The organism is Pseudomonas sp. WS 5146, from assembly GCF_012985495.1.
GTDB lineage: Bacteria > Pseudomonadota > Gammaproteobacteria > Pseudomonadales > Pseudomonadaceae > Aquipseudomonas > Aquipseudomonas edaphica.
Genome location: NZ_JAAQWL010000002.1, coordinates 222478 through 243487, shown reverse-complemented (window position 1 = coordinate 243487; position 21010 = coordinate 222478). Strand labels below are relative to the sequence as shown.

Annotated in this window: 23 protein-coding genes; 9 read left to right on the top strand and 14 right to left on the bottom strand. The window is 59.6% G+C overall.

The genetic code is table 11. From position 1 onward, the window contains the following. Positions 1-125 precede the first annotated feature (125 nt). The 7 genes from HBO41_RS05605 to pdeM are packed head-to-tail and all read left to right on the top strand — an operon-like array spanning position 126 to position 7495. Complete coding sequence (locus tag HBO41_RS05605) at positions 126-905, top strand: transporter substrate-binding domain-containing protein (protein WP_017137173.1); 780 nt, start codon at positions 126-128, stop codon at positions 903-905. A 60-nt stretch (positions 906-965) separates the two neighbouring features. Then, positions 966-1694, top strand: a complete 729-nt coding sequence (locus tag HBO41_RS05600; protein ID WP_017137172.1) for an ABC transporter permease — start codon at positions 966-968, stop codon at positions 1692-1694. Then, positions 1691-2401 (top strand): ABC transporter permease, encoded by a 711-nt coding sequence (locus tag HBO41_RS05595; protein ID WP_017137171.1) that lies wholly within the window; start codon positions 1691-1693, stop codon positions 2399-2401. Before HBO41_RS05600 ends, HBO41_RS05595 begins: the two co-directional genes overlap by 4 nt. Positions 2402-2410: 9 nt before the next feature. After that, positions 2411-3529 (top strand): succinylglutamate desuccinylase/aspartoacylase family protein, encoded by a 1119-nt coding sequence (locus tag HBO41_RS05590; protein ID WP_169985394.1) that lies wholly within the window; start codon positions 2411-2413, stop codon positions 3527-3529. Positions 3530-3542: 13 nt separating this feature from the next. Further along, positions 3543-4307, top strand: coding sequence for an ABC transporter ATP-binding protein (locus HBO41_RS05585; RefSeq protein WP_017137170.1), 765 nt, complete (start codon positions 3543-3545; stop codon positions 4305-4307). Between the two features lie 57 nt (positions 4308-4364). Then, the gene (locus HBO41_RS05580) at positions 4365-6845 is read left to right on the top strand and encodes a ligase-associated DNA damage response DEXH box helicase (protein WP_169985391.1); all 2481 of its coding nucleotides are present in this window, start codon (positions 4365-4367) and stop codon (positions 6843-6845) included. Next, positions 6845-7495: a ligase-associated DNA damage response endonuclease PdeM gene (pdeM, locus tag HBO41_RS05575; RefSeq protein ID WP_017137168.1), complete on the top strand. Its 651-nt coding sequence runs from the start codon at positions 6845-6847 to the stop codon at positions 7493-7495. The genes HBO41_RS05580 and pdeM overlap by 1 nt, the downstream gene beginning before the upstream one ends. Positions 7496-7520: 25 nt before the next feature. On the opposite strand, the gene HBO41_RS05570 is transcribed toward pdeM, so the two are convergent. Further along, entirely contained in the window at positions 7521-7721 is a 201-nt protein-coding gene (locus tag HBO41_RS05570; protein WP_017137167.1) for a hypothetical protein, read from the bottom strand. Positions 7722-7828: 107 nt separating this feature from the next. Then, the gene (dcd, locus tag HBO41_RS05565) at positions 7829-8395 is read right to left on the bottom strand and encodes a dCTP deaminase (RefSeq protein ID WP_017137166.1); all 567 of its coding nucleotides are present in this window, start codon (positions 8393-8395) and stop codon (positions 7829-7831) included. Positions 8396-8784: 389 nt separating this feature from the next. Here dcd and HBO41_RS05560 point away from each other — a divergent pair, with 389 nt between their 5' ends. Beyond that, positions 8785-8994, top strand: a complete 210-nt coding sequence (locus tag HBO41_RS05560) for a cold-shock protein (protein WP_002554837.1) — start codon at positions 8785-8787, stop codon at positions 8992-8994. A gap of 235 nt (positions 8995-9229) precedes the next feature. On the opposite strand, the gene rpoS is transcribed toward HBO41_RS05560, so the two are convergent. The 8 genes from rpoS to HBO41_RS05520 all read right to left on the bottom strand — a co-directional run bounded on the left by rpoS (position 9230) and on the right by HBO41_RS05520 (position 16362). Next, positions 9230-10240, bottom strand: a complete 1011-nt coding sequence (gene rpoS / locus HBO41_RS05555; protein ID WP_017137165.1) for an RNA polymerase sigma factor RpoS — start codon at positions 10238-10240, stop codon at positions 9230-9232. Between the two features lie 106 nt (positions 10241-10346). After that, positions 10347-11189, bottom strand: coding sequence for a peptidoglycan DD-metalloendopeptidase family protein (locus HBO41_RS05550; RefSeq protein ID WP_017137164.1), 843 nt, complete (start codon positions 11187-11189; stop codon positions 10347-10349). A 209-nt stretch (positions 11190-11398) separates the two neighbouring features. After that, on the bottom strand, positions 11399-12034 hold the full coding sequence (locus HBO41_RS05545) for a protein-L-isoaspartate(D-aspartate) O-methyltransferase (RefSeq protein ID WP_169850588.1): 636 nt from the start codon (positions 12032-12034) through the stop codon (positions 11399-11401). 41 nt (positions 12035-12075) lie between these two features. Then, positions 12076-12825 carry a 5'/3'-nucleotidase SurE gene (gene surE, locus HBO41_RS05540; protein WP_017137163.1) on the bottom strand — a complete coding sequence of 250 codons (750 nt, stop codon included), beginning with the start codon at positions 12823-12825 and terminating at the stop codon, positions 12076-12078. Continuing rightward, entirely contained in the window at positions 12813-13871 is a 1059-nt protein-coding gene (gene truD / locus HBO41_RS05535) for a tRNA pseudouridine(13) synthase TruD (protein ID WP_169985389.1), read from the bottom strand. The genes surE and truD overlap by 13 nt, the downstream gene beginning before the upstream one ends. Beyond that, a complete protein-coding gene (gene ispF, locus HBO41_RS05530; protein WP_012722614.1) occupies positions 13868-14341 on the bottom strand; it encodes a 2-C-methyl-D-erythritol 2,4-cyclodiphosphate synthase in 474 nt (157 codons plus the stop codon). Before ispF ends, truD begins: the two co-directional genes overlap by 4 nt. Before the next feature lie 54 nt (positions 14342-14395). After that, on the bottom strand, positions 14396-15241 hold the full coding sequence (gene fghA / locus HBO41_RS05525; RefSeq protein WP_169985387.1) for an S-formylglutathione hydrolase: 846 nt from the start codon (positions 15239-15241) through the stop codon (positions 14396-14398). A gap of 8 nt (positions 15242-15249) precedes the next feature. Further along, positions 15250-16362: an S-(hydroxymethyl)glutathione dehydrogenase/class III alcohol dehydrogenase gene (locus HBO41_RS05520; protein ID WP_017137160.1), complete on the bottom strand. Its 1113-nt coding sequence runs from the start codon at positions 16360-16362 to the stop codon at positions 15250-15252. A gap of 109 nt (positions 16363-16471) precedes the next feature. On the opposite strand from HBO41_RS05520, the gene HBO41_RS05515 reads away from it, so the two are divergent. Further along, positions 16472-17368, top strand: coding sequence for a LysR substrate-binding domain-containing protein (locus HBO41_RS05515; RefSeq protein WP_017137159.1), 897 nt, complete (start codon positions 16472-16474; stop codon positions 17366-17368). A 195-nt stretch (positions 17369-17563) separates the two neighbouring features. On the opposite strand, the gene ispD is transcribed toward HBO41_RS05515, so the two are convergent. The 4 genes from ispD to kdsA form a co-directional block, all read right to left on the bottom strand. Further along, a complete protein-coding gene (gene ispD / locus HBO41_RS05510) occupies positions 17564-18271 on the bottom strand; it encodes a 2-C-methyl-D-erythritol 4-phosphate cytidylyltransferase (RefSeq protein WP_169985385.1) in 708 nt (235 codons plus the stop codon). Beyond that, positions 18268-18546 carry a cell division protein FtsB gene (ftsB, locus tag HBO41_RS05505; RefSeq protein WP_017137157.1) on the bottom strand — a complete coding sequence of 93 codons (279 nt, stop codon included), beginning with the start codon at positions 18544-18546 and terminating at the stop codon, positions 18268-18270. Before ftsB ends, ispD begins: the two co-directional genes overlap by 4 nt. A gap of 170 nt (positions 18547-18716) precedes the next feature. Next, positions 18717-20006, bottom strand: a complete 1290-nt coding sequence (gene eno, locus HBO41_RS05500; RefSeq protein WP_169985383.1) for a phosphopyruvate hydratase — start codon at positions 20004-20006, stop codon at positions 18717-18719. 157 nt (positions 20007-20163) lie between these two features. Continuing rightward, positions 20164-21009, bottom strand: a complete 846-nt coding sequence (kdsA, locus tag HBO41_RS05495; protein WP_010212442.1) for a 3-deoxy-8-phosphooctulonate synthase — start codon at positions 21007-21009, stop codon at positions 20164-20166. Position 21010: the final 1 nt, after the last annotated feature.

Genomic DNA, 21010 nt, shown 5'->3' with positions numbered 1-21010 from the left:
ACAACCATTCGGAACTACATTCGGAACTATGGTGCAGAAATTGCTACTTGTGATCCGTCTGACACCGTTCAGTAACAGTCCTAACCGCGCCACAAGCGCTTATCTTGGTTTCCAGGGATTACATAATGAAAAAAGCATTGCTGACCCTTTCTGCACTGGCTCTGTGCATGGCTGCTGGTACCGCGCTGGCCAAGGAATACAAGGAATTGCGTTTTGGTGTCGATCCTTCCTACGCGCCATTCGAGTCCAAGGCCGCCGACGGCAGCCTCGTAGGCTTCGATATCGACCTGGGCAATGCGATCTGTGCCGAGCTGAAAGTGAAGTGCAAGTGGGTTGAAAGCGACTTCGACGGCATGATTCCAGGCCTCAACGCCAACAAGTTCGACGGCGTGATTTCCTCGATGACCGTGACCGAAGCCCGTGAAAAGGCGATCGATTTCTCCAGCGAGCTGTTCTCCGGCCCGACGTCCCTGGTGTTCAAAAAGGGCGCGAACTTCTCCACGCCTGAGTCCCTCAAGGGCAAATCCGTGGGCTACGAGCAAGGCACCATTCAGGAAGCCTACGCCAAGGCCGTGCTGGACAAAGCCGGTGTGACCACCAAGGCCTACGCCAACCAGGACCAGGTTTACGCCGACCTGACCTCGGGCCGCCTGGATGCTTCCGTACAGGACATGCTGCAAGCCGAACTGGGCTTTTTGAAGTCGCCAGCCGGCGCTGACTACGAAGTCAGCAAGGCCATCGATGACCCACTGCTGCCATCCAAAACTGCGGTCGGTATCAAAAAAGGTAACAAAGACCTCAAGGCCTTGCTCGATAAAGGTATCAAAGCGTTACACGATGATGGCACCTACGCCACCATCCAGAAGAAACACTTCGGTGACCTGAACCTCTACAGCGGTAAATAACACCCCGGCGCCCACCGGTTTGCGGTGGGCGCTTTTTTATCGCCATTAGGTCCTGAATTCATGTTTGAAGATCTTTTGCAAACCCTGGGGCTGGGTGCCTTCAGTCTGAAGGGGTTCGGCCCGCTGTTGCTGCAAGGTACGTGGATGACCGTGAAACTGTCGGTCGCCTCCCTGGCCGTCAGCGTCTTGCTGGGCCTGCTCGGCGCCAGCGCCAAACTGTCCAGCGTCAGCCTGATCCGCATCCCCGCCCAGCTCTACACCACCTTGATTCGCGGCGTGCCCGACCTGGTGCTGATGCTGCTGATTTTCTACAGCCTGCAAATCTGGCTGACCGGCTTTACCGACTTTATGGAATGGGACTACATCGAGATCGACCCATTCAGCGCCGGGGTCATCACCCTGGGCTTCATCTATGGCGCCTATTTCACCGAGACCTTTCGCGGCGCGATCCTCGCCGTGCCGCGTGGCCAGCTGGAAGCGGCGACCGCCTACGGGCTCACGCGCGGGCAGCGGTTTCGCTTCGTGACCTTCCCGCAGATGATGCGCTTTGCCTTGCCGGGCATCGGCAACAACTGGATGGTGATGCTCAAGGCCACCGCGCTGGTGTCGATCATCGGTCTGGCGGACCTGGTCAAGGCCGCGCAGGATGCGGGCAAGAGTACTTATCAGCTGTTCTATTTTCTGGTCATCGCGGCGCTGATCTACCTGCTGATCACCAGTGCATCCAACGTCGTCCTGCGCTGGCTTGAGCGCCGCTACTCCGCTGGGTCCCGGGAGGCCGTGCGATGATCGAACTTATCCAGCAATACTGGCGGCCTTTCCTTTATAGCGACGGTCAGCACATCACCGGGCTGGCGATGACCATGTGGCTGCTCAGCGCGGCGCTGGTGATCGGCTTTCTGGTCTCGATTCCGCTGTCCATCGCCCGCGTTTCGCGCAAACGCTCCATACGCTGGCCGGTGCAGTTCTACACCTACCTGTTTCGTGGCACGCCGCTGTATATCCAACTGTTGATTTGCTACACCGGCATCTACAGCATCGCCGCCGTGCGCGCGCAACCGGTGCTGGATGCGTTCTTTCGCGATGCGATGAACTGCACCATTCTGGCCTTCGCCCTCAACACCTGCGCATACACCACGGAAATTTTCGCCGGCGCGATCCGCAGCATGGCTCATGGCGAAGTCGAAGCGGCCAAGGCTTACGGCCTGAGCGGTTGGAAGCTGTATGCCTATGTGATCATGCCCTCGGCCCTACGCCGCTCGCTGCCCTACTACAGCAACGAAGTGATCCTGATGCTGCACTCGACCACGGTGGCGTTTACCGCGACGGTGCCGGACATTCTCAAGGTGGCGCGGGATGCCAACTCGGCCACCTACATGACCTTTCAATCATTCGGCATCGCCGCGCTGATCTACCTGACCGTGACCTTCGCGCTGGTCGGGCTGTTTCGTCTGGCGGAACGTCGCTGGCTGGCCTTTCTCGGGCCGAGCCACTAAGGAGTCGTCATGCGTCATCAGGTGCATGAACTGATCGCGCCGGTGCCGGGCACGGCGCGGCAGGTTCACAGTTTCCACTTCGGCCCGGAACAGGCTGAAGGCAAGATCTATATCCAGTCATCACTGCATGCCGATGAGCTGCCGGGCATGCTGGTGGCCTGGCACCTGAAGCTGCGCCTGGCGGAGCTGGCGGCGGCTGGGCGCCTGCGCAGTGAGATCGTGCTGGTGCCCATCGCCAATCCGGTGGGACTTGAGCAGGTGTTGATGGACATTCCGTTGGGCCGCTACGAGCTGGAAAGCGGGCAAAATTTCAATCGCCTGTTTGTCGACCTCAGTGAGGAGGTCGGCAATCAGGTCGAAGACCTGCTGGGCGACGACCCCACGCACAACGTCGAGCTTATTCGCGACGCCCTGAGCCTGGCCCTTGCGGCGCAAACGCCTGCTACCCAGCTGCAATCCCAACGCTTGGTGTTGCAACGCCTGGCCTGCGATGCCGACATGGTGTTGGACCTGCATTGCGACTTTGAAGCCGTGGCGCACCTGTACACCACCCCCGAGGCCTGGCCGCAGGTGGAGCCGCTGGCGCGCTATATCGGCTCGGAAGCCAACTTGCTGGCGACCGACTCCGGCGGGCAGTCGTTCGACGAGTGCTTCACGCTGGTGTGGTGGCAGTTACAGCAACGCTTCGGCGAGCGCTTCCCGATCCCGATGGGCAGCTTTTCGGTGACCGTCGAACTGCGCGGCCAGGGCGACGTCAACCACGGCCTCGCGGCGCTGGATTGCCAGGCGATCATCGATTACCTGACTCACTTCGGTGCCATTAAAGGTGACGCGGCGCCCCTGCCCGAGCTGCCCTACCCGGCCACGCCGCTGGCGGGCGTGGAACCGGTGACCACGCCGGTCGGCGGCTTGCTGGTGTTCAGCGCCCTGCCCGGTGAATACCTGGAAGCCGGGCAACTGATCGCCGAAATCATCGACCCCATTACTGACCGCGTAACGCCTGTGCACTGCCAACATGCCGGCCTGCTTTACGCCCGTTCGCTGCGGCGCATGGCCACTGCCGGCATGGTGATCAGCCATGTTGCAGGCACGCAAGCCTACCGCAGCGGCTACCTACTTTCGCCTTGAGGATGCACGCCCCATGTACAAATTGACCGTTGAAGGCCTGCATAAAAGCTATGGCGACAATGAAGTGCTCAAAGGTGTCTCGCTCAAGGCCAACACCGGTGATGTGATCAGCCTGATCGGCGCCAGCGGCTCGGGCAAAAGCACCTTTTTGCGCTGCATCAACTTTCTGGAAACGCCCAACGACGGCGCCATGACCCTAGATGGTCAGCAGATCCGCATGGTCAGCGATCGCCATGGCATGCGCGTGGCCGACGACGCCGAATTGCAACGCCTGCGTACGCGGCTGGCGATGGTGTTCCAGCACTTCAACCTGTGGAGCCATATGAGCGTGCTGGAAAACATCACCATGGCACCGCGCCGGGTACTGGGTTGCAGCAAGAAGGACGCCGAAGACCGTGCCCGTCGCTACCTGGATAAGGTCGGGTTGCCGGCACGCGTGGCCGATCAATACCCGGCGTTCCTTTCTGGTGGCCAACAGCAACGGGTGGCCATCGCCCGCGCCCTGGCCATGGAGCCGGAGGTGATGCTGTTTGACGAACCCACCTCGGCCCTCGACCCGGAACTGGTCGGCGAAGTGTTGAAAGTGATCCAGGGCCTGGCCGAGGAAGGCCGCACCATGATCATGGTCACCCACGAGATGAGCTTTGCGCGCAAGGTGTCGAACCAGGTGCTGTTCCTGCACAAGGGTCTGGTGGAAGAGCAAGGCACGCCCGAAGATGTGTTGGGCAACCCGAAGAGCGAGCGCCTGCAGCAATTTCTGAGCGGTAACTTGAAGTAAACCTTTGCGACGCCTGGAGGGTCTCTGACATAGAGCCTCCAGAGCGTCAGCTGCCGAATGGCAAAACCCCTCGATTTCGCCAAAACATGGTTTGCCACCAAGGGCTGGAAGCCGTTCGCCTTTCAAAAAGCCGTGTGGGCGGCGGTTAAAGACGGCCAATCAGGCCTGCTGCACGCCAGCACCGGCGCGGGTAAAACCTATGCACTGTGGTTTGCCGCCCTCAACCGCTTCGCCGTCACTCGCCCGCCCGCCACCGGTAAACGCAAAGCGCCCGCTGAGCCACTGACGGTGTTGTGGATCACGCCCATGCGCGCCTTGGCCGCCGACACGGCGCGCGCCCTGGAGGCGCCACTGGCGGCACTGGAGATTCCATGGAGTGTCGGCCTGCGTACCGGCGACACCAGCAGCAGCGAACGCGCGCGCCAGACCCGGCGTCAGCCCACCGCGCTGGTGACCACCCCGGAAAGCCTGACGCTGATGCTTGCGCGCGCCGACAGTGAGACCAGCCTGGCGCACCTGCGCATGGTGATCGTGGATGAGTGGCACGAACTGATTGGCAACAAGCGTGGCGTGCAACTGCAACTGGCGTTGGCGCGCTTGCGGCGTTGGCATCCGGATTTGATGGTGTGGGGGATTTCCGCGACCTTGGGCAATCAGTCTCACGCCCTTGAGGTTCTTGTCCCACAAGGCGGTGGGATCAATGTGCAGGGGCAGACGGCTAAAGAACTGAAGGTCGACACCTTGTTACCGCCGACCACCGAGCGATTTCCCTGGGCTGGCCATATCGGCTTGAAGATGCTCCCGCAAGTGGTGGCCGAAGTGGACGCCAGCAGCAGTTGCCTGGTGTTTACCAATACGCGGGCACAGTCGGAGATCTGGTACCAGGCGTTGCTGGAGGCGCGTCCGGACTGGGCGGGCGTGATTGCCCTGCACCATGGCTCGCTGTCGCGTGAAACACGCGACTGGGTGGAGCGGGCCCTGAAAGACGGCCAGCTCAAGGCCGTGGTGTGTACCTCGAGCCTGGACCTGGGTGTGGATTTCCTGCCGGTGGAGCGCGTGCTGCAAATCGGCTCGGCCAAAGGCGTGGCACGCCTGATGCAGCGCGCCGGGCGCTCTGGTCATGCGCCAGGCAAGCCATCACGGGTGACGTTGGTGCCAACCCATAGCCTGGAACTGGTGGAAGCCGCCGCCGCCCAGGACGCGATAGCGCAGCGGCGCATCGAAGCTCGCGAATCGCCCTACAAGCCATTGGATGTGCTCGTACAACACTTGGTGAGCATGGCCCTGGGCGGTGGTTTTACCCCGGATGCGCTGTTGGCGGAGGTGCGTGATGCCTGGGCTTATCGTGACCTTACTGACGCCGACTGGGCCTGGGCGCTGGGGTTTGTGCGCCATGGCGGCCTGTCGTTGACGGCCTATCCGGATTACCGCCGAGTGGAACCCGACGAGCATGGCGTGTGGCGCGTGCCGGATGCACGCCTGGCGCGGCGTCATCGCATGAGCGTGGGCACTATCGTCAGCGATGCGAGTATCCAGTTGAAATTCTGGAGCAAGGGCGGCGGCGGCAAGAATCTGGGCAGTGTCGAGGAAGGTTTTATCGCCCGGCTCAAGCCTGGCGACGGTTTTTTGTTTGCAGGGCGTTTGCTGGAGTTGGTGCGCGTGGAAAACATGACCGCGTATGTACGGCGCAGCACCGCGAAAAAGGCTGCCGTGCCGCGCTGGAATGGTGGGCGCATGCCGCTATCCAATGAATTGGCGCAGGCGGTGGTCGAGCGCTTTGATGCAGCGGCCCACGGGCACTTCGATGGCCCGGAGATGCGGGCGGTGCAACCCCTGTTACAAACCCAGTTGCGCTGGTCTGGCCTGCCGACACGTGCGTACTTGCTGGCGGAAGCCCTGAAGTCGCGGGAAGGCTGGCACCTGTTTCTCTACCCGTTCGCCGGTCGCAAGGTGCATCTGGGGCTGGCGAGCCTGCTGGCGTGGAGGGTCAGCCAAGGCCAGCCGGTGACCTTTTCGATTGCGGTGAATGATTACGGGCTGGAACTATTGAGCGCTACGCCGGTGGACTGGCCGGTTGTGTTGAATCAAGCGTTGCTGAGCCCAACGAACTTACTGTTGGACGTGGCGGCCAGCTTGAATGCCGGTGAGCTGGCGCTGCGCCGCTTTCGCGAAATCGCCCGCATCGCCGGGCTGGTGTTTGCCGGTTACCCTGGCGCGCCGAAAAGCACACGGCAGGTGCAGGCTTCCAGCGGCTTGTTCTTTGAGGTGTTCAAACAATACGACCCAGAGAACCTTTTGCTGACCCAGGCCGGAGAAGAAGTCCTGCGTGATGAGTTGGATATTCGTCGGCTGGAAGAGACATTGCGTCATTTGTCGGCGCTGAAACTCGACCTGCACATGATCGAACGGCCGACGCCGCTGGCTTTTCCACTGCTGGTTGAGCGAATGCGCGAGAGCATGAGTTCGGAGAAGCTGTCCGAGCGTATTGCACGCATGGTCAAGGACCTGGAAAAAGTCGCGGATACCGGGAAACGTTGATGCATTATTCGCTGACGCTTGAGGGTGAGGAGTTGTGGCTGCTGGCGGAAAAGGCGATTTACTGGCCCGCCCGCCAGTGCCTGCTGATCGCCGATGCGCATTTTGGCAAGGCCTCGGCGTATCGCAGCCTCGGGCAACCGGTGCCGCAGGGCACCACTACCGACAACCTGCAGCGCCTGGACCGCCTGTTATCGGCCCTACCGTGCGCGCAGGTGATCTTTCTCGGTGACTTCCTGCACGGCCCGGGTTCGCACGCCAGCGGCACCCTGAGCGCCTTGAGAACCTGGCGCGAGCGCAATCACGCACTGAACCTGACCTTGATTCGCGGCAATCACGATAAACGCGCTGGCGACCCGCCTGCCGACTTGAGGATTGAAGTGGTGGCCGAGCCGCTATTGATGGGGCCATTTGCATTGCAGCATGAGCCGGATGCCCATCCCAGCCAGCATGTGCTGGCCGGGCATGTGCATCCTGTGTACCGGTTGCGCGGCAAAGGTCGGCAGAGTTTGCGTTTGCCGTGCTTCCAGATCGGCTCGAAGATCAGCTTGCTGCCGGCATTCGGAGCTTTTACCGGCGGTTACTCCGTAGAGAAAAGCGACGATCGGCAAGTATTTGTGATCGGCGATCAAGACGTATGGCCGGTGTGCTGAAGCGCCAGCCATGTCTTTTGATAAGTCAGGCGACAGGCGCGGGAGGCGGCTCATCGGGAAGGACTGGCTCACCGGGCTCGGTGGGCTGCTGCGGCCAATCTTCGTCAGGTTGGCCAGGGATGCCACCCGCATACGCTGGGTCGGCCATCAGGGACCAGGCCAGAACACCAATCTGGTTGGGTTCAAGCCGGGCGAGTTCGGCGCTGATTCGCGGGTCGATCTTCATAAAGTACTCCTCAAGCGTGGCTCGGCGCGTTTTGCACGCACCGAGGCAGTACACCCAATAGAGTCACTTCACGCAGACTAATTCCCTTTGCGTGTAAGACCTTTCGATCAAGCGCGTGGGAGAGTAACGCCACGCTGGCCCTGATACTTGCCGGCGCGGTCTTTATAAGACACTTCACAGGCTTCGTCGGACTGCAGGAACAGCATCTGCGCCACGCCTTCGTTGGCGTAGATCTTTGCCGGCAAGGTGGTGGTGTTGGAGAACTCCAGGGTCACGTGGCCTTCCCACTCCGGCTCAAGCGGCGTCACGTTAACGATGATGCCGCAGCGCGCGTAGGTGCTTTTACCCAGGCAGATGGTCAACACGTCACGTGGAATACGGAAGAACTCCACGGTGCGCGCCAGGGCAAAGGAGTTTGGCGGAATGATGCACACGTCGCTTTTAACGTCGACGAAGCTCTTTTCGTCGAAGTTTTTCGGATCGACGATCGCCGAGTTGATGTTGGTGAACACCTTGAATTCATCGGCACAGCGTACGTCGTAGCCGTAGCTGGAAACACCGTAGGAAATCACGGGAGCCGCGCCTTCGCCACGGATCTGGCGTTCAACGAAAGGTTCGATCATGCCGTGTTCTTGCGCCATGCGGCGAATCCACTTGTCCGATTTGATGCTCATGGCGGGTGTCCTGAATAGCGAGGTGGAAAAATTCTGTTGGGCATCTTACCGGGGCTGGCCCTGGGGTTCAAAGGGCGCAGGGCATTTGTTGATGAATGTGCAGCCGTCTATAAGCGGCAGCCAGCGGGGCCGGGCCCCACATTACAGTGCCAGGTGACTGTAAATACCACCGCCAGTCACGAAAATAGAGAAACCTTCGGAAATACCATTGGCACGTCCCGGAAAAAGGGTTAAGGTGGCGCCACTGTGCTGCTTGTGTCACTGAGAATCTCTACACGATATGTTGAATTTCGATCCAACCATCTCCAAGAATTTTTCCTGCTCTTTGCACTCAGTCTCGGCCAGGGCTTTTCCTGAGTCGCAGTTAACTTTGTCCAAGGAGATACACCATGTCTAATCGCCAAACTGGTACCGTTAAGTGGTTCAACGATGAAAAAGGCTTCGGCTTCATCACTCCACAATCCGGTGACGACCTGTTCGTTCACTTCAAAGCTATCCAATCCGACGGCTTCAAAAGCCTGAAAGAAGGCCAACAGGTTTCTTTCATCGCTACCCGCGGTCAGAAAGGCATGCAAGCTGAAGAAGTTCAAGTTATCTAACTTGTACTGACTTAGTCGAAAAAACCCCGCCCTTAAAAGCGGGGTTTTTTTATGCCTGGGATTTAGTCCCGGCACCCAGGTAATACCAGGCACAAAAAAATGTGGGAGCGAGCTTTATGTGGGAGCTGGCTTGCCTGCGATACTGACACCTCGGTGTATCAGGTACACCGAGGTGATGCTATCGCAGGCAAGCCAGCTCCCACACAAGCCCGCTCCCACATTTTGTACTGCGTCTTTATTGGAACAACGACTCACTCGACAAGCCGTTCTTCTCGAGGATCTCACGCAAGCGCTTGAGGCCCTCCACCTGAATCTGCCGCACCCGCTCACGGGTCAAGCCGATCTCCAGGCCTACATCCTCCAGGGTGCTGCTCTCATGGCCGCGCAAGCCGAAACGGCGAATCACCACCTCGCGCTGCTTGTCCGTGAGTTCGGACAGCCACTGGTCAATGCTTTGGGAAAGATCATCGTCCTGCAACAGCTCACAAGGATCTGTCGGGCGATCATCTGTCAGGGTGTCCAGCAGGGTTTTATCCGAATCCGGACCCAGCGAGACATCGACCGAAGACACGCGCTCGTTCAAGCCGAGCATGCGTTTAACCTCGCCCACTGGCTTTTCCAGCAGGTTGGCGATTTCCTCAGGCGAAGGTTCATGATCGAGTTTTTGTGTCAGCTCACGTGCCGCCCGCAGGTAGACGTTGAGCTCCTTGACCACATGGATCGGCAACCGGATCGTACGGGTCTGATTCATGATCGCCCGTTCGATGGTCTGGCGAATCCACCAGGTGGCATAGGTAGAGAAGCGGAAGCCCCGCTCAGGGTCGAACTTCTCCACTGCCCGGATCAAGCCCAGGTTGCCCTCCTCGATCAGGTCCAACAGCGACAGGCCACGATTGACGTAGCGTCGGGCGATTTTCACCACCAGCCGCAAGTTACTTTCAATCATGCGCTTGCGCCCAGCCGGATCGCCCTTTTGCGACAAGCGCGCAAAATGGACTTCTTCTTCGGGAGTCAGCAAAGGGGAAAAGCCAATTTCATTGAGGTACAACTGCGTAGCGTCGAGCGCCCGCGTGTAGTCAATGTACTTGTGCTGCTTTAACGCGGTGGCGTTTTTGGATTTGGTGCGAACTGAAGGTTTAGCAGCTCCTTCATCATTCGACATCGATTCCTTTTCGGTGAGGATCTCCATTTCAAGGAGAACCTCATCGTCGATGTCAAACTCCGGCGCTTCTTTACTGAGAGCCATTGTTATAGTCCTTTGGTGAGTTCGACCTCAAGCTCAAGCGACGCCTTTATCCTTGGCAACGCTGGAGCCTGTTCCTTCTACGTGAGGGAACAGGCTGTGCAACACATCAACGACGGGGTAGGAATTGCAGCGGATCTACAGGCTTCCCTTGGCGGCGAATCTCAAAGTGCAGTTTCACCCGGTCTGTACCAGTTGACCCCATTTCGGCAATTGTCTGTCCGACTTTGACCTGCTGCCCCTCCCGAACCAACAGCCTGCGGTTATGACCGTAGGCACTGACGTAGGTATCGCTGTGTTTGATGATGACCAGCTCGCCGTAGCCCCGTAAACCACTCCCGGCGTAAACCACTGTCCCATCAGACGCAGCTAAAACAGGCTGTCCCAAATCCCCGGCGATATCAATGCCTTTATTCAAACTACCGTTTGAAGAGAATTTTCCAATCAGCACCCCGTTTGAAGGCCATCCCCAACCGGTCGGCGCCGGCCCGGCAGGTGGCAACGGCGTGGCTGCCGGCTTGCTCGCAACCGTAGGCGCAGCGGTGCCTGCAGGCCTGGTGATGATTGTGGTTTTGCTTGAGGACGAGGCCGAAGATCCGGACTTTGTCACAACTGCCGTAGATGCCGAACCGGTACGCCCATCGAAACGGATGGTTTGCCCGGGATGTATCGTATACGGCACAGGAATATTGTTACGAGCTGCGAGCGCCTTGTAATCCCAGCCGTAACGGAAGGCGATTGAGAACATCGTGTCCCCCTTTCGCACTACATATTGCCCGGTGGTGACTGTCGGTTTTTGCGGCACGGCGCTGGCACCGTTTCGGTCGACAACCCGAGCGCCGCTGGACGGAGAGCTTGAGCAACCCACCAATAAGGAACTCAAGACAAGGCCAAGCACCAGTCGCTGAAAACTTGTTTTACTCATACGCTGCGCTAGACCTGTGAGACTCACCCGCCGCTCCCTTTGTGCTGGCCGAACATGAATGCCTGTATCAGGCTTGAAATATGTCGCAAGTATAACTGGGCATTGGCTTTTTACCGGTACACGACTGAAACGAAAAATTCATCGCGTTTAAACCCGGCTTCCAATCATGTTGACTCAATAAGCCCCGCCGTAAGACACATCCCCATCAACAGAATTCACTGTTTGCAAAGAAATGATCAGGCCAGCGGGCCATTGAGCAGCGGAACGAAGCGCACAGCACCCAGTACATGCCGGGAAAAGCCTTCGTCCTCGCGAATAATGAGCATCAATTGTTGCACTTCGCCAGAGCCCACCGGGATGACCAAGCGCCCGCCAGGGGCGAGCTGATCGAGCAACGCCTGGGGCACATCGGTGGCGACCGCCGTGACGATAATGCCGTTATACGGCGCCAGCGCCGGCCAGCCTTCCCAACCGTCGCCCCAACGGAACACCACGTTGCGCAGGTTGAGCTCCACCAGGCGCTCCTTGGCGCGGTCCTGCAGGACCTTGATGCGCTCCACCGAGAACACCCGTTCCACCAGCTGCGAGAGCACGGCGGTCTGGTAACCCGAACCGGTGCCGATCTCCAGCACCTTGTCCAACGGCCCCGCCGCCAGCAGCAGTTCACTCATGCGCGCGACCATATAAGGTTGCGAGATGGTCTGGTTATGGCCGATTGGCAACGCAGTGTCTTCATAGGCACGATGCGCCAGCGCCTCATCCACGAACAGATGCCGAGGCGTGCGCCGGATGACTTCCAGCACCTGGGCGTTGGACAGGCCTTCTTCATACAGACGCTGGATCAAACGCTCGCGGGTACGCTGGGAGGTCATTCCGATACCACGACGCAACAGGTCGTCTTGTTCACGCGCCATTAACGCAACCCCTCAAGCCAGCCATCCAGACTACTGAAGGCATCACTGAAGGTGCGATCGAGCTGCAACGGGGTAATCGAAACATAACCTTGCATCACCGCATGAAAGTCGGTGCCGGGGCCGCCGTCTTCGGCATCGCCGGCGGCGGCAATCCAGTAACCTTCCTTGCCACGCGGGTCGACCACCTTCAACGGTGCTGCCGCACGAGCGCGATGGCCCAGGCGCGTCAGCTGGATGCCGCGGATATGGTCGAGGGGCAAATTGGGGATATTAACGTTGAGCACCGTGCGCGGTGGCAAGTCCAGCGAGCCGTGGGCTTCCACCAGCTTGCGGGCGAAATACGCCGCCGTCGCCAGGTTATCCAGTTGCCGTGAGGCAAACGAAAAAGCGAATGAGGTGCGCCCCAGGAAACGCCCTTCAAGGGCCGCCGCCACGGTGCCGGAATACAGCACATCATCGCCCAGGTTGGCGCCCAGGTTGATGCCCGACACCACCAGATCCGGCTCCTGGTCCAACAAGCTGTTGATTGCCAGGTGCACGCAGTCGGTGGGGGTGCCGTTCACGCTGATAAAGCCATTGGCCAGAACCTGCGGGTGCAGCGGACGGTCGAGCGTCAGCGAACTGCTGGCGCCGCTCTTGTCCTGGTCCGGGGCAACCACCACACACTCGGCGTAATCCTGCAGCGCAGCATAAAGCGCGGCAAGACCGGGTGCGGTGGCACCGTCATCGTTTGATATCAGAATACGCATGGGTTGTCCGTCGGCCCCACCGGCACCAGATCAACAAGCTCGCGCACCAACACAGTGGCGAAGCATCCGGCCGGCAGGACGAATTCCAATTGCAGAATGTCAGGACCGGGATAATGCCACGTCAACCCGCCAATGGGCAGTCGCAGAATGCGACGTTCCTGGCTCATGCCGGCGTTCACCAGCCAATCGCGCAGCTCTGGCTCGCTCGCGGCAATGGTTTGCTCAAGCGTGTGGGTCGCGCCGCCGGCCGGTGAATCACCCTCGCCCCACTGTGGGCCGGTGGGGTGCAGATCCAGAATCGCCAGGCGCGGGTCGCTGCATTCAGCCTCACCCGCCGGAAAAAAACTGCGACTGTCGGTAAACGCCAGCAGGTCACCGACCTGGGCACGTTGCCAGGAGCCGTCCGCGACCCGCGCCGCCAACACTTTGTTAAACAGAAAGCTGCGCGCGGTCGACAGCAGCCGCGAACGCACATTGCGCTGCTCGGGCAACGCCTTGCGCGCCGCCCACTCACGGGCATCCACCACGTTGCCGCCGTTATGCCCGAAACGCTGGGCACCGAAGTAGTTCGGGATGCCGTGCTGGGCGATCAGTTGCAAGCGTGCGTCGATGGCGGCGGTATCGCCGGCCAATTGCGTCAGGCGCAGGGTAAAGCCGTTGGCCGAATGCGCGCCGCGTTGCAGCTTGCGCTTGTGGCGGCCCATTTTGAGGATCTTGAGGGTGTCGTTTTCGGCCCCGCTCATGTCCGGGTCGGCCTTGCCCGGCAGTTGCACGCTGAACCACTGACGGGTCAACGCCTGACGGTCCTTGAGCCCGGCATAGCTGACGGTGCGCAAGGGCACGCCAGCAGCCTTGGCGATACGGCGCGCAGCCTCTTCGGTATTCAGGCCGCGCTTTTCTACCCACAGCCACAGGTGCTCACCGTCGCCGCTCAGGGGAATGTCCAGCACTTCGTCGACCTGGAAGTCTTCAGCCGTTGCCTTCAAAACCGCGCTGCCCAAGGCCTCGCCATAGGCACGCGGGCCCAGCAATTGCAGATCATTCATGCGCGCAGCAACAAGGCGACGGAGTGCACCGCGATGCCTTCTTCCCGGCCGGTAAACCCGAGCTTTTCGGTGGTGGTGGCTTTCACGTTGACTTGATCCAATTCAATTTGCAGGTCGGCGGCAATCAGCGCGCGCATCGATTCGATGTGGGGTGCCATTTTCGGCGCCTGGGCCACGATGGTGTTGTCGACGTTGCCGACCTTCCAGCCCTTGGCATGGATCAGGCCGACCACGTGGCGCAGCAAGACACGGCTGTCCGCGCCCTTGAAGGTCGGGTCGGTGTCTGGAAAGTGCTTGCCGATATCGCCCAACGCAGCCGCGCCGAGCAAGGCATCGCTCAAGGCATGCAGCACAACGTCGCCGTCGGAATGAGCCAGCAACCCATGGTGGTGTGCAATGCGCACGCCGCCCAAGGTGATGAAATCGCCTTCAGCGAAACGGTGCACATCGTAGCCGTGGCCAATACGCATAAAAAAACGCCCCGATTTAATTCAGGGCGTGATTCTACCTACTTTTGCCTCACATTAACCGAGCAAAGCACGACCATGATGTCGCAAATGATCTTCGATGAAGCTGGCGATAAAGAAGTAACTGTGGTCATAACCCGGCTGCAGGCGCAGTTCAAGCGGATGGTTGGCAGCCTTGGCCGCTTGCTGCAACGCCTCAGGCTTAAGCTGCACGGCAAGGAAATCGTCGCGATCGCCCTGATCCACCAGCAGCGGCAGTTTTTCCGAGGCTTCGCTGATCAGCACGCAGGCATCCCACTCGCGCCATTTGGAGCGCTCTTCGCCCAGGTAACGGGAGAAAGCTTTCTGGCCCCACGGGCAATCCATCGGATTGTTGATCGGCGAAAACGCCGACACCGATTGGTAACGCCCCGGGTTGCGCAAGGCACACACCAGCGCACCGTGACCGCCCATGGAGTGGCCGCTGATGCCGCGCTTGCCTGAAGCCGGGAAATGCGCTTCAACCAAGGCAGGCAATTCCTGCACGACATAATCATGCATCCGATAGTGCTTGGCCCACGGTTCCTGCGTGGCATTCAGGTAGAAGCCGGCACCCAGGCCAAAATCCCAGGCGTTGTCCGGGTCGCCCGGCACACCCGGCCCACGCGGGCTGGTGTCGGGTGCGACAATGATCAACCCAAGCTCGGCGGCCATGCGCTGGGCGCCGGCCTTTTGCATGAAGTTCTCATCGGTGCAGGTAAGCCCCGACAGCCAGTACAGCACTGGCAACTTGCCGCCCTGCTCCGCTTGCGGCGGCAGGTAGACGGCGAAAGTCATGTCGCAACCGAGCACATCGGAATGGTGCTTGTAGCGTTTATGCCAGCCGCCGAAGCTCTTCTGGCACGACAGGTTTTCCAGGTTCATGGCCGACCTCAGAAGTGGATGACGGTACGAATGCTCTTGCCTTCATGCATCAGATCAAACGCTTTGTTGATGTCTTCCAGGCCCATGGTGTGAGTGATAAAGGTGTCCAGCGGGATTTCGCCGGTCTGGGCCATTTCCACATAGCTTGGCAATTCGGTACGACCGCGCACACCGCCGAACGCCGAACCGCGCCAGACGCGCCCCGTCACCAGTTGAAATGGGCGGGTGGAGATTTCCTGGCCGGCACCGGCCACACCGATGATGACCGACTCGCCCCAACCTTTGTGGCAGCACTCGAGGGCGGCGCGCATCAGTTGTACGTTGCCGATGCACTCGAAGGAGAAGTCCACGCCGCCGTCGGTCAAGTCGACGATCACGTCCTGGATCGGGCGGTCGTAGTCTTTCGGGTTAATACAGTCGGTGGCGCCCAGTTGCTTGGCGATTTCGAACTTGGCCGGGTTGATGTCGATGGCAATGATGCGACCGGCCTTGGCTTTCACCGCGCCAATCACCGCCGACAGGCCGATGCCGCCGAGGCCGAAGATGGCCACGGTGTCGCCCGGCTTGACCTTGGCAGTGTTGATCACTGCACCAATGCCGGTGGTGACACCGCAGCCCAGCAGGCAGACTTTTTCCAGCGGCGCTTCTTTAGGGATCTTGGCCACGGAGATTTCCGGCAACACGGTGTACTCGGAGAAGGTCGAGGTGCCCATGTAGTGGAAAATCGGCTGGCCCTTGTAGGAGAAACGCGTGGTGCCGTCGGGCATCAGGCCTTTGCCCTGGGTGGAGCGAATGGCCTGGCACAGGTTGGTCTTGCCCGACAGGCAGAATTTGCACTTGCCGCATTCCGGGGTGTACAGCGGGATCACGTGGTCGCCAACCGCTACCGAGGTCACGCCTTCGCCGATCGCTTCAACCACCGCACCGCCTTCGTGGCCGAGGATCGACGGGAAGATGCCTTCCGGGTCGGCGCCCGACAAGGTGTAGGCGTCGGTATGGCACACGCCGGACGCAACCACACGCAACAGCACCTCGCCGGCCTTGGGCATGGCGACATCCACTTCAACGATCTCAAGGGGCTTTTTAGCTTCAAAGGCTACGGCGGCGCGGGACTTGATCATCCGGGTTTCTCCAGGGAGTTAAAAACTGAGGCAGTGAGTGTAAAACATGGCTCACTGATGAATAATCCAGGCAAAAGCAAAACATTATTGCTGCACAGGGACAATCAACATGCTGGAAAACCGCTGGGAAGGCATAGATGAGTTCGTCGCCGTGGCTGAATGCAGCCAGTTCACCGCGGCGGCCGAGCGGCTTGGCGTGTCTTCATCGCATATCAGCCGGCAGGTGGCGCGCCTGGAAGAACGGCTGCAAACGCGCTTGCTGTATCGCAGTACGCGCAAGGTGACGCTCACCGAAGCCGGCCAGACCTTTCTGCAACATTGCCAGCGTTTGCAAGATGGTCGTGAAGAAGCGTTGCGCGCGGTGGGCGACCTCACCAGCGAACCCAAGGGCATGTTGCGCATGACCTGCGCGGTGGCTTACGGTGAGCGCTTCATCGTGCCGTTGGTCACGCGGTTCATGGGGCTGTACCCGCAGTTGCGCGTGGATATCGAATTGAGTAATCGCCAGTTGGACCTGGTGCACGAGGGGCTGGACCTGGCGATTCGCCTGGGGCGCTTGCAAGACTCACGCATGGTCGCCAGCCGCCTGGCACCTCGGCGCATGTACCTGTGCGCATCGCCGTCCTACTTAGCGCGGTATGGTCGGCCACATAGTTTGTCGGAATTGAGTCGGCATAACTGTCTGATCGGCAGCTCGGATATCTGGCAACTGGCTCAGGATGGACGGGAATTTTCCCAGCGAGTGCAGGGAAACTGGCGCTGTAACAGTGGGCAGGCGGTACTGGATGCGGCGCTGCAAGGGGTTGGGTTGTGCCAACTGCCGGATTATTACGTGCTGGAACATTTGCACACTGGCGCGCTGGTGTCGTTGCTGGAGGCGCATCAGCCGCCGAATACGGCGGTGTGGGCGTTGTATCCGCAGCAGCGGCATTTGTCGCCGAAGGTCAGGAAGCTGGTGGACTTTTTGAAGGCTGGGTTGGCTGAAAGGCCGGAGTACTGTGGCTGATTATTCGGCGCCTGTACCGGCCTCATCGCGGGCAAGCCCGGCTCCCACAGGGGAATGCATTTCAAAGGTAGAGCTAACTTGCTTCCCACAGGGGAATGCATTTCAAAGGTGGGAGCTGGCTTGCTTCCCACAGGGGAATGCATTTCAAAGGTGGGAGCTGGCTTGCCTGCGATGAAGTCGACACGGTTTAACTGACTACCTGCGGTTAGCCCACCGTAACCTGAGCCATTCAAGATCCTCTGGCCGGGTCACCTTGATGTTGTCCGCACGCCCCTCGATCAAGCGCGGCGCTTGACCGGACCATTCCATGGCCGAGGCTTCATCAGTGATCACCGCATCGGCCACCAGGCTATCGGCCAAGGCACGATGCAACGCACCCAGACGAAACATCTGCGGCGTATACGCCTGCCAGATCAGGCTGCGGTCGACGGTTTCAACCACACGTCCATGTTTGTCGACGCGCTTGAGGGTGTCGCGCGCCGGCACCGCAAGCAGGCCGCCGATCGGATCATCCGCCAGTTCAGCCAGGAGTGTGTCGAGGTCATCCCGGCTCAGGTTTGGCCGCGCGGCATCGTGCACCAGCACCCAATCATCATCACTGGCGCCCAGGGCATTGAGTTGCAACAGCGCATTGAGCACCGAGCCCGAGCGCTCGTCGCCGCCTTCCGCACGCACGATGCGAGGGTCGTTGGCACACGACAGGTTTGGCCAATAGGGATCATCGACAGTAAGGCTGACCACCAGCCCCTTGAGGCCTGGATGGTCGAGAAAACAGCCAAGGCTGTGTTCCAGAATAGTGCGCCCGCCCAGTTGCAGATACTGCTTGGGACGGTCCGCAGCCATACGGGCACCGACGCCCGCGGCAGGAATCACGGCCCAGAAGGCCGGTAAATCGTTACTCATTGGGCCAACTGGTAGAGGGTTTCACCCTCCTTGACCATGCCCAACTCATGGCGAGCCCGCTCTTCAACGGTCTCCGTACCTTTTTTCAGCTCAAGCACTTCGGCATCGAGGACGCGGTTGCGCTCCAGCAGACGTTCGTTTTCGGCATGCTGGTCGGCAATCTGCTGGGTCAACTCTTTTACCTGCGCAAAGCTGCCATTACCCACCCATAGGCGGTATTGCAGGCCAGCCAGCAACAAGAGCAAGACGAGGAACAACCAATTGGGACTGCGCATCGAAATCCGGGTATCCAGTAAAAAAAGACAGCCATGCAAAACTTCTACAGCAACTGATAGCACGAAGCCTGGAAGACCCAGGCTTGTGCTTGATAGCCATCAGATTAGCGCCGAAATACACACTGTCGTGAACTTTCCGACACAATCCTTAGACTTTTACCACTTAACAATCAGCCGCGAAACTCGCTACGACCGTTGTACTTGGCTTTACCTGCCAGTTGCTCTTCGATACGCAGCAATTGGTTGTACTTGGACACACGATCGGAACGGCACAGCGAACCGGTCTTGATCTGGCCTGCAGAAGTGCCCACAGCCAGGTCGGCAATGGTCGAATCTTCGGTTTCGCCGGAGCGGTGCGAGATCACGGCAGTGTAGCCCGCAGCCTTGGCCATCTGGATGGCTTCCAGGGTTTCGGTCAGGGTGCCGATCTGGTTGAACTTGATCAGGATCGAGTTGGCGATCTTTTTATCGATGCCTTCTTTCAGGATCTTGGTGTTGGTGACGAACAGGTCGTCGCCCACCAGCTGGATTTTCTCGCCGATCTTGTCGGTGAGGACTTTCCAGCCATCCCAGTCGGACTCGTCCAGGCCGTCTTCGATCGAGATGATCGGGTAGCGCTCGGTGAGGCCTTTGAGGTAATCAGCAAAACCTTCCGACGTAAACACGTGGCCTTCGCCGGACAGGTTGTACTTGCCGTCTTCGTAGAATTCGCTGGCCGCGCAGTCCAGGGCCAGGGTCACGTCGGTGCCCAGCTTGTAGCCAGCGTTGGCCACAGCTTCGGAGATGACTTTGAGTGCATCTTCGTTGGACGCCAGGTTCGGTGCAAAGCCACCTTCGTCACCCACCGCAGTGCTCAGGCCACGGGCCTTCAGCACAGCCTTGAGGTGATGGAAAATCTCGGTGCCCATGCGCAGGCCTTCGGAGAAGTTCTTGGCGCCAACCGGCTGCACCATGAATTCCTGGATGTCGACGTTGTTATCGGCGTGCTCGCCACCGTTGATGATGTTCATCATCGGCACCGGCATCGAGTAAACACCCGGGGTACCGTTCAGGTTGGCGATGTGTGCGTACAGCGGCAGGTCCTGGTCCTGTGCAGCCGCCTTGGCAGCGGCCAGGGACACGGCGAGGATGGCGTTGGCGCCCAGGCTGCCTTTGTTGTCGGTGCCGTCGAGCTTGATCATCGCGTGGTCCAGGGCTTTCTGGTCCAGCGGGTCTTTGCCCAGCAACAGGTCACGGATCGGGCCGTTGATGTTGGCTACAGCTTTGAGTACACCTTTGCCCAGGTAACGGCTCTTGTCGCCATCACGCAGTTCCAGCGCTTCGCGCGAACCGGTAGACGCACCGGACGGCGCGCAAGCGCTGCCGATGATGCCGTTATCGAGAAGCACGTCGGCTTCGACGGTGGGGTTGCCACGGGAGTCGAGAACTTCACGACCTTTGATGTCGACGATTTTTGCCATTGTTGTAAACACTCCAAAGTTGACGAAAACGACGCAGCTGTAGGAAATCTTTTGACCGACCGCAAGGGTGGAACAACAGGGCAGACTTGCAGGCGACAAGGCTCAGGCCCGCAGGCCTGAGCGTTTAGCGTGGGATACTTTACCGGAGAAACGCGGCTTACGCGGTCTCTACCGTCGGAAAACTCTTGACCAGTTCGTCCAACTGCTTCAACTGGGCCAAAAACGGCTCCAGCTTGTCCAGGCGCAGGGCGCAAGGGCCGTCGCACTTGGCGTTGTCCGGGTCCGGGTGAGCTTCCAGGAACAGGCCCGCCAGCGACTGGCTGATGCCCGCCTTGGCCAGGTCCAGCACCTGGGCACGTCGCCCGCCAGCAGAATCGGCGCGACCACCGGGCATTTGCAGCGCGTGGGTCACGTCGAAGAATACCGGGTATTCGAACTGTTTCATGATGCCGAAACCGAGCATGTCCACCACGAGGTTGTTGTAGCCGAAGCTCGAACCACGCTCGCAGAGGATCAACTGGTCGTTACCCGCTTCCACGCACTTGTTCAGGATGTGTTTCATTTCCTGAGGCGCGAGGAACTGGGCTTTTTTGATATTGATCACAGCGCCGGTCTTGGCCATCGCAACGACCAGATCGGTCTGGCGCGACAGGAAGGCCGGCAACTGGATGATGTCGCACACCTCGGCGACCACGGCAGCCTGTTCAGGCTCGTGGACGTCGGTGATGATCGGCACGCCGAAGGCTTGCTTGATGTCCTGGAAGATCCGCATGCCTTCTTCAAGGCCGGGACCGCGATAGGAGGTCACGGACGAACGGTTGGCCTTGTCGAAGCTGGCCTTGAACACGTAAGGGATACCGAGTTTCTCGGTCACTTTTACGTACTCTTCACAGACCTGCATCGCCATGTCGCGGCTTTCCAGCACGTTCATGCCGCCGAACAGCACCATGGGCTTGTCGTTGGCAATCTCGATGTCGCCTACGCGAATGATCTTCTGGGCCATC

Excerpts from the sequence above, each read along its gene's own strand:
- truD (WP_169985389.1), bottom strand. The coding sequence starts at position 13,871 with ATGAATGATCTGCAATTGCTGGGCCCGCGTGCCTATGGCGAGGCCTTG.
- HBO41_RS05520 (WP_017137160.1), bottom strand. The coding sequence starts at position 16,362 with ATGATCAAGTCCCGCGCCGCCGTAGCCTTTGAAGCTAAAAAGCCCCTT.
- pdeM (WP_017137168.1), top strand. The coding sequence starts at position 6,845 with ATGCATTATTCGCTGACGCTTGAGGGTGAGGAGTTGTGGCTGCTGGCG.
- fghA (WP_169985387.1), bottom strand. The coding sequence starts at position 15,241 with ATGAACCTGGAAAACCTGTCGTGCCAGAAGAGCTTCGGCGGCTGGCAT.
- HBO41_RS05595 (WP_017137171.1), top strand. The coding sequence starts at position 1,691 with ATGATCGAACTTATCCAGCAATACTGGCGGCCTTTCCTTTATAGCGAC.
- HBO41_RS05590 (WP_169985394.1), top strand. The coding sequence starts at position 2,411 with ATGCGTCATCAGGTGCATGAACTGATCGCGCCGGTGCCGGGCACGGCG.
- kdsA (WP_010212442.1), bottom strand. The coding sequence starts at position 21,009 with ATGGCCCAGAAGATCATTCGCGTAGGCGACATCGAGATTGCCAACGAC.
- surE (WP_017137163.1), bottom strand. The coding sequence starts at position 12,825 with ATGCGTATTCTGATATCAAACGATGACGGTGCCACCGCACCCGGTCTT.
- HBO41_RS05515 (WP_017137159.1), top strand. The coding sequence starts at position 16,472 with ATGCTGGAAAACCGCTGGGAAGGCATAGATGAGTTCGTCGCCGTGGCT.
- HBO41_RS05580 (WP_169985391.1), top strand. The coding sequence starts at position 4,365 with ATGGCAAAACCCCTCGATTTCGCCAAAACATGGTTTGCCACCAAGGGC.
- HBO41_RS05570 (WP_017137167.1), bottom strand. The coding sequence starts at position 7,721 with ATGAAGATCGACCCGCGAATCAGCGCCGAACTCGCCCGGCTTGAACCC.
- HBO41_RS05560 (WP_002554837.1), top strand. The coding sequence starts at position 8,785 with ATGTCTAATCGCCAAACTGGTACCGTTAAGTGGTTCAACGATGAAAAA.
- HBO41_RS05605 (WP_017137173.1), top strand. The coding sequence starts at position 126 with ATGAAAAAAGCATTGCTGACCCTTTCTGCACTGGCTCTGTGCATGGCT.
- HBO41_RS05600 (WP_017137172.1), top strand. The coding sequence starts at position 966 with ATGTTTGAAGATCTTTTGCAAACCCTGGGGCTGGGTGCCTTCAGTCTG.
- rpoS (WP_017137165.1), bottom strand. The coding sequence starts at position 10,240 with ATGGCTCTCAGTAAAGAAGCGCCGGAGTTTGACATCGACGATGAGGTT.
- eno (WP_169985383.1), bottom strand. The coding sequence starts at position 20,006 with ATGGCAAAAATCGTCGACATCAAAGGTCGTGAAGTTCTCGACTCCCGT.
- dcd (WP_017137166.1), bottom strand. The coding sequence starts at position 8,395 with ATGAGCATCAAATCGGACAAGTGGATTCGCCGCATGGCGCAAGAACAC.
- ispD (WP_169985385.1), bottom strand. The coding sequence starts at position 18,271 with ATGAGTAACGATTTACCGGCCTTCTGGGCCGTGATTCCTGCCGCGGGC.
- ispF (WP_012722614.1), bottom strand. The coding sequence starts at position 14,341 with ATGCGTATTGGCCACGGCTACGATGTGCACCGTTTCGCTGAAGGCGAT.
- HBO41_RS05545 (WP_169850588.1), bottom strand. The coding sequence starts at position 12,034 with ATGACCTCCCAGCGTACCCGCGAGCGTTTGATCCAGCGTCTGTATGAA.
- HBO41_RS05585 (WP_017137170.1), top strand. The coding sequence starts at position 3,543 with ATGTACAAATTGACCGTTGAAGGCCTGCATAAAAGCTATGGCGACAAT.
- ftsB (WP_017137157.1), bottom strand. The coding sequence starts at position 18,546 with ATGCGCAGTCCCAATTGGTTGTTCCTCGTCTTGCTCTTGTTGCTGGCT.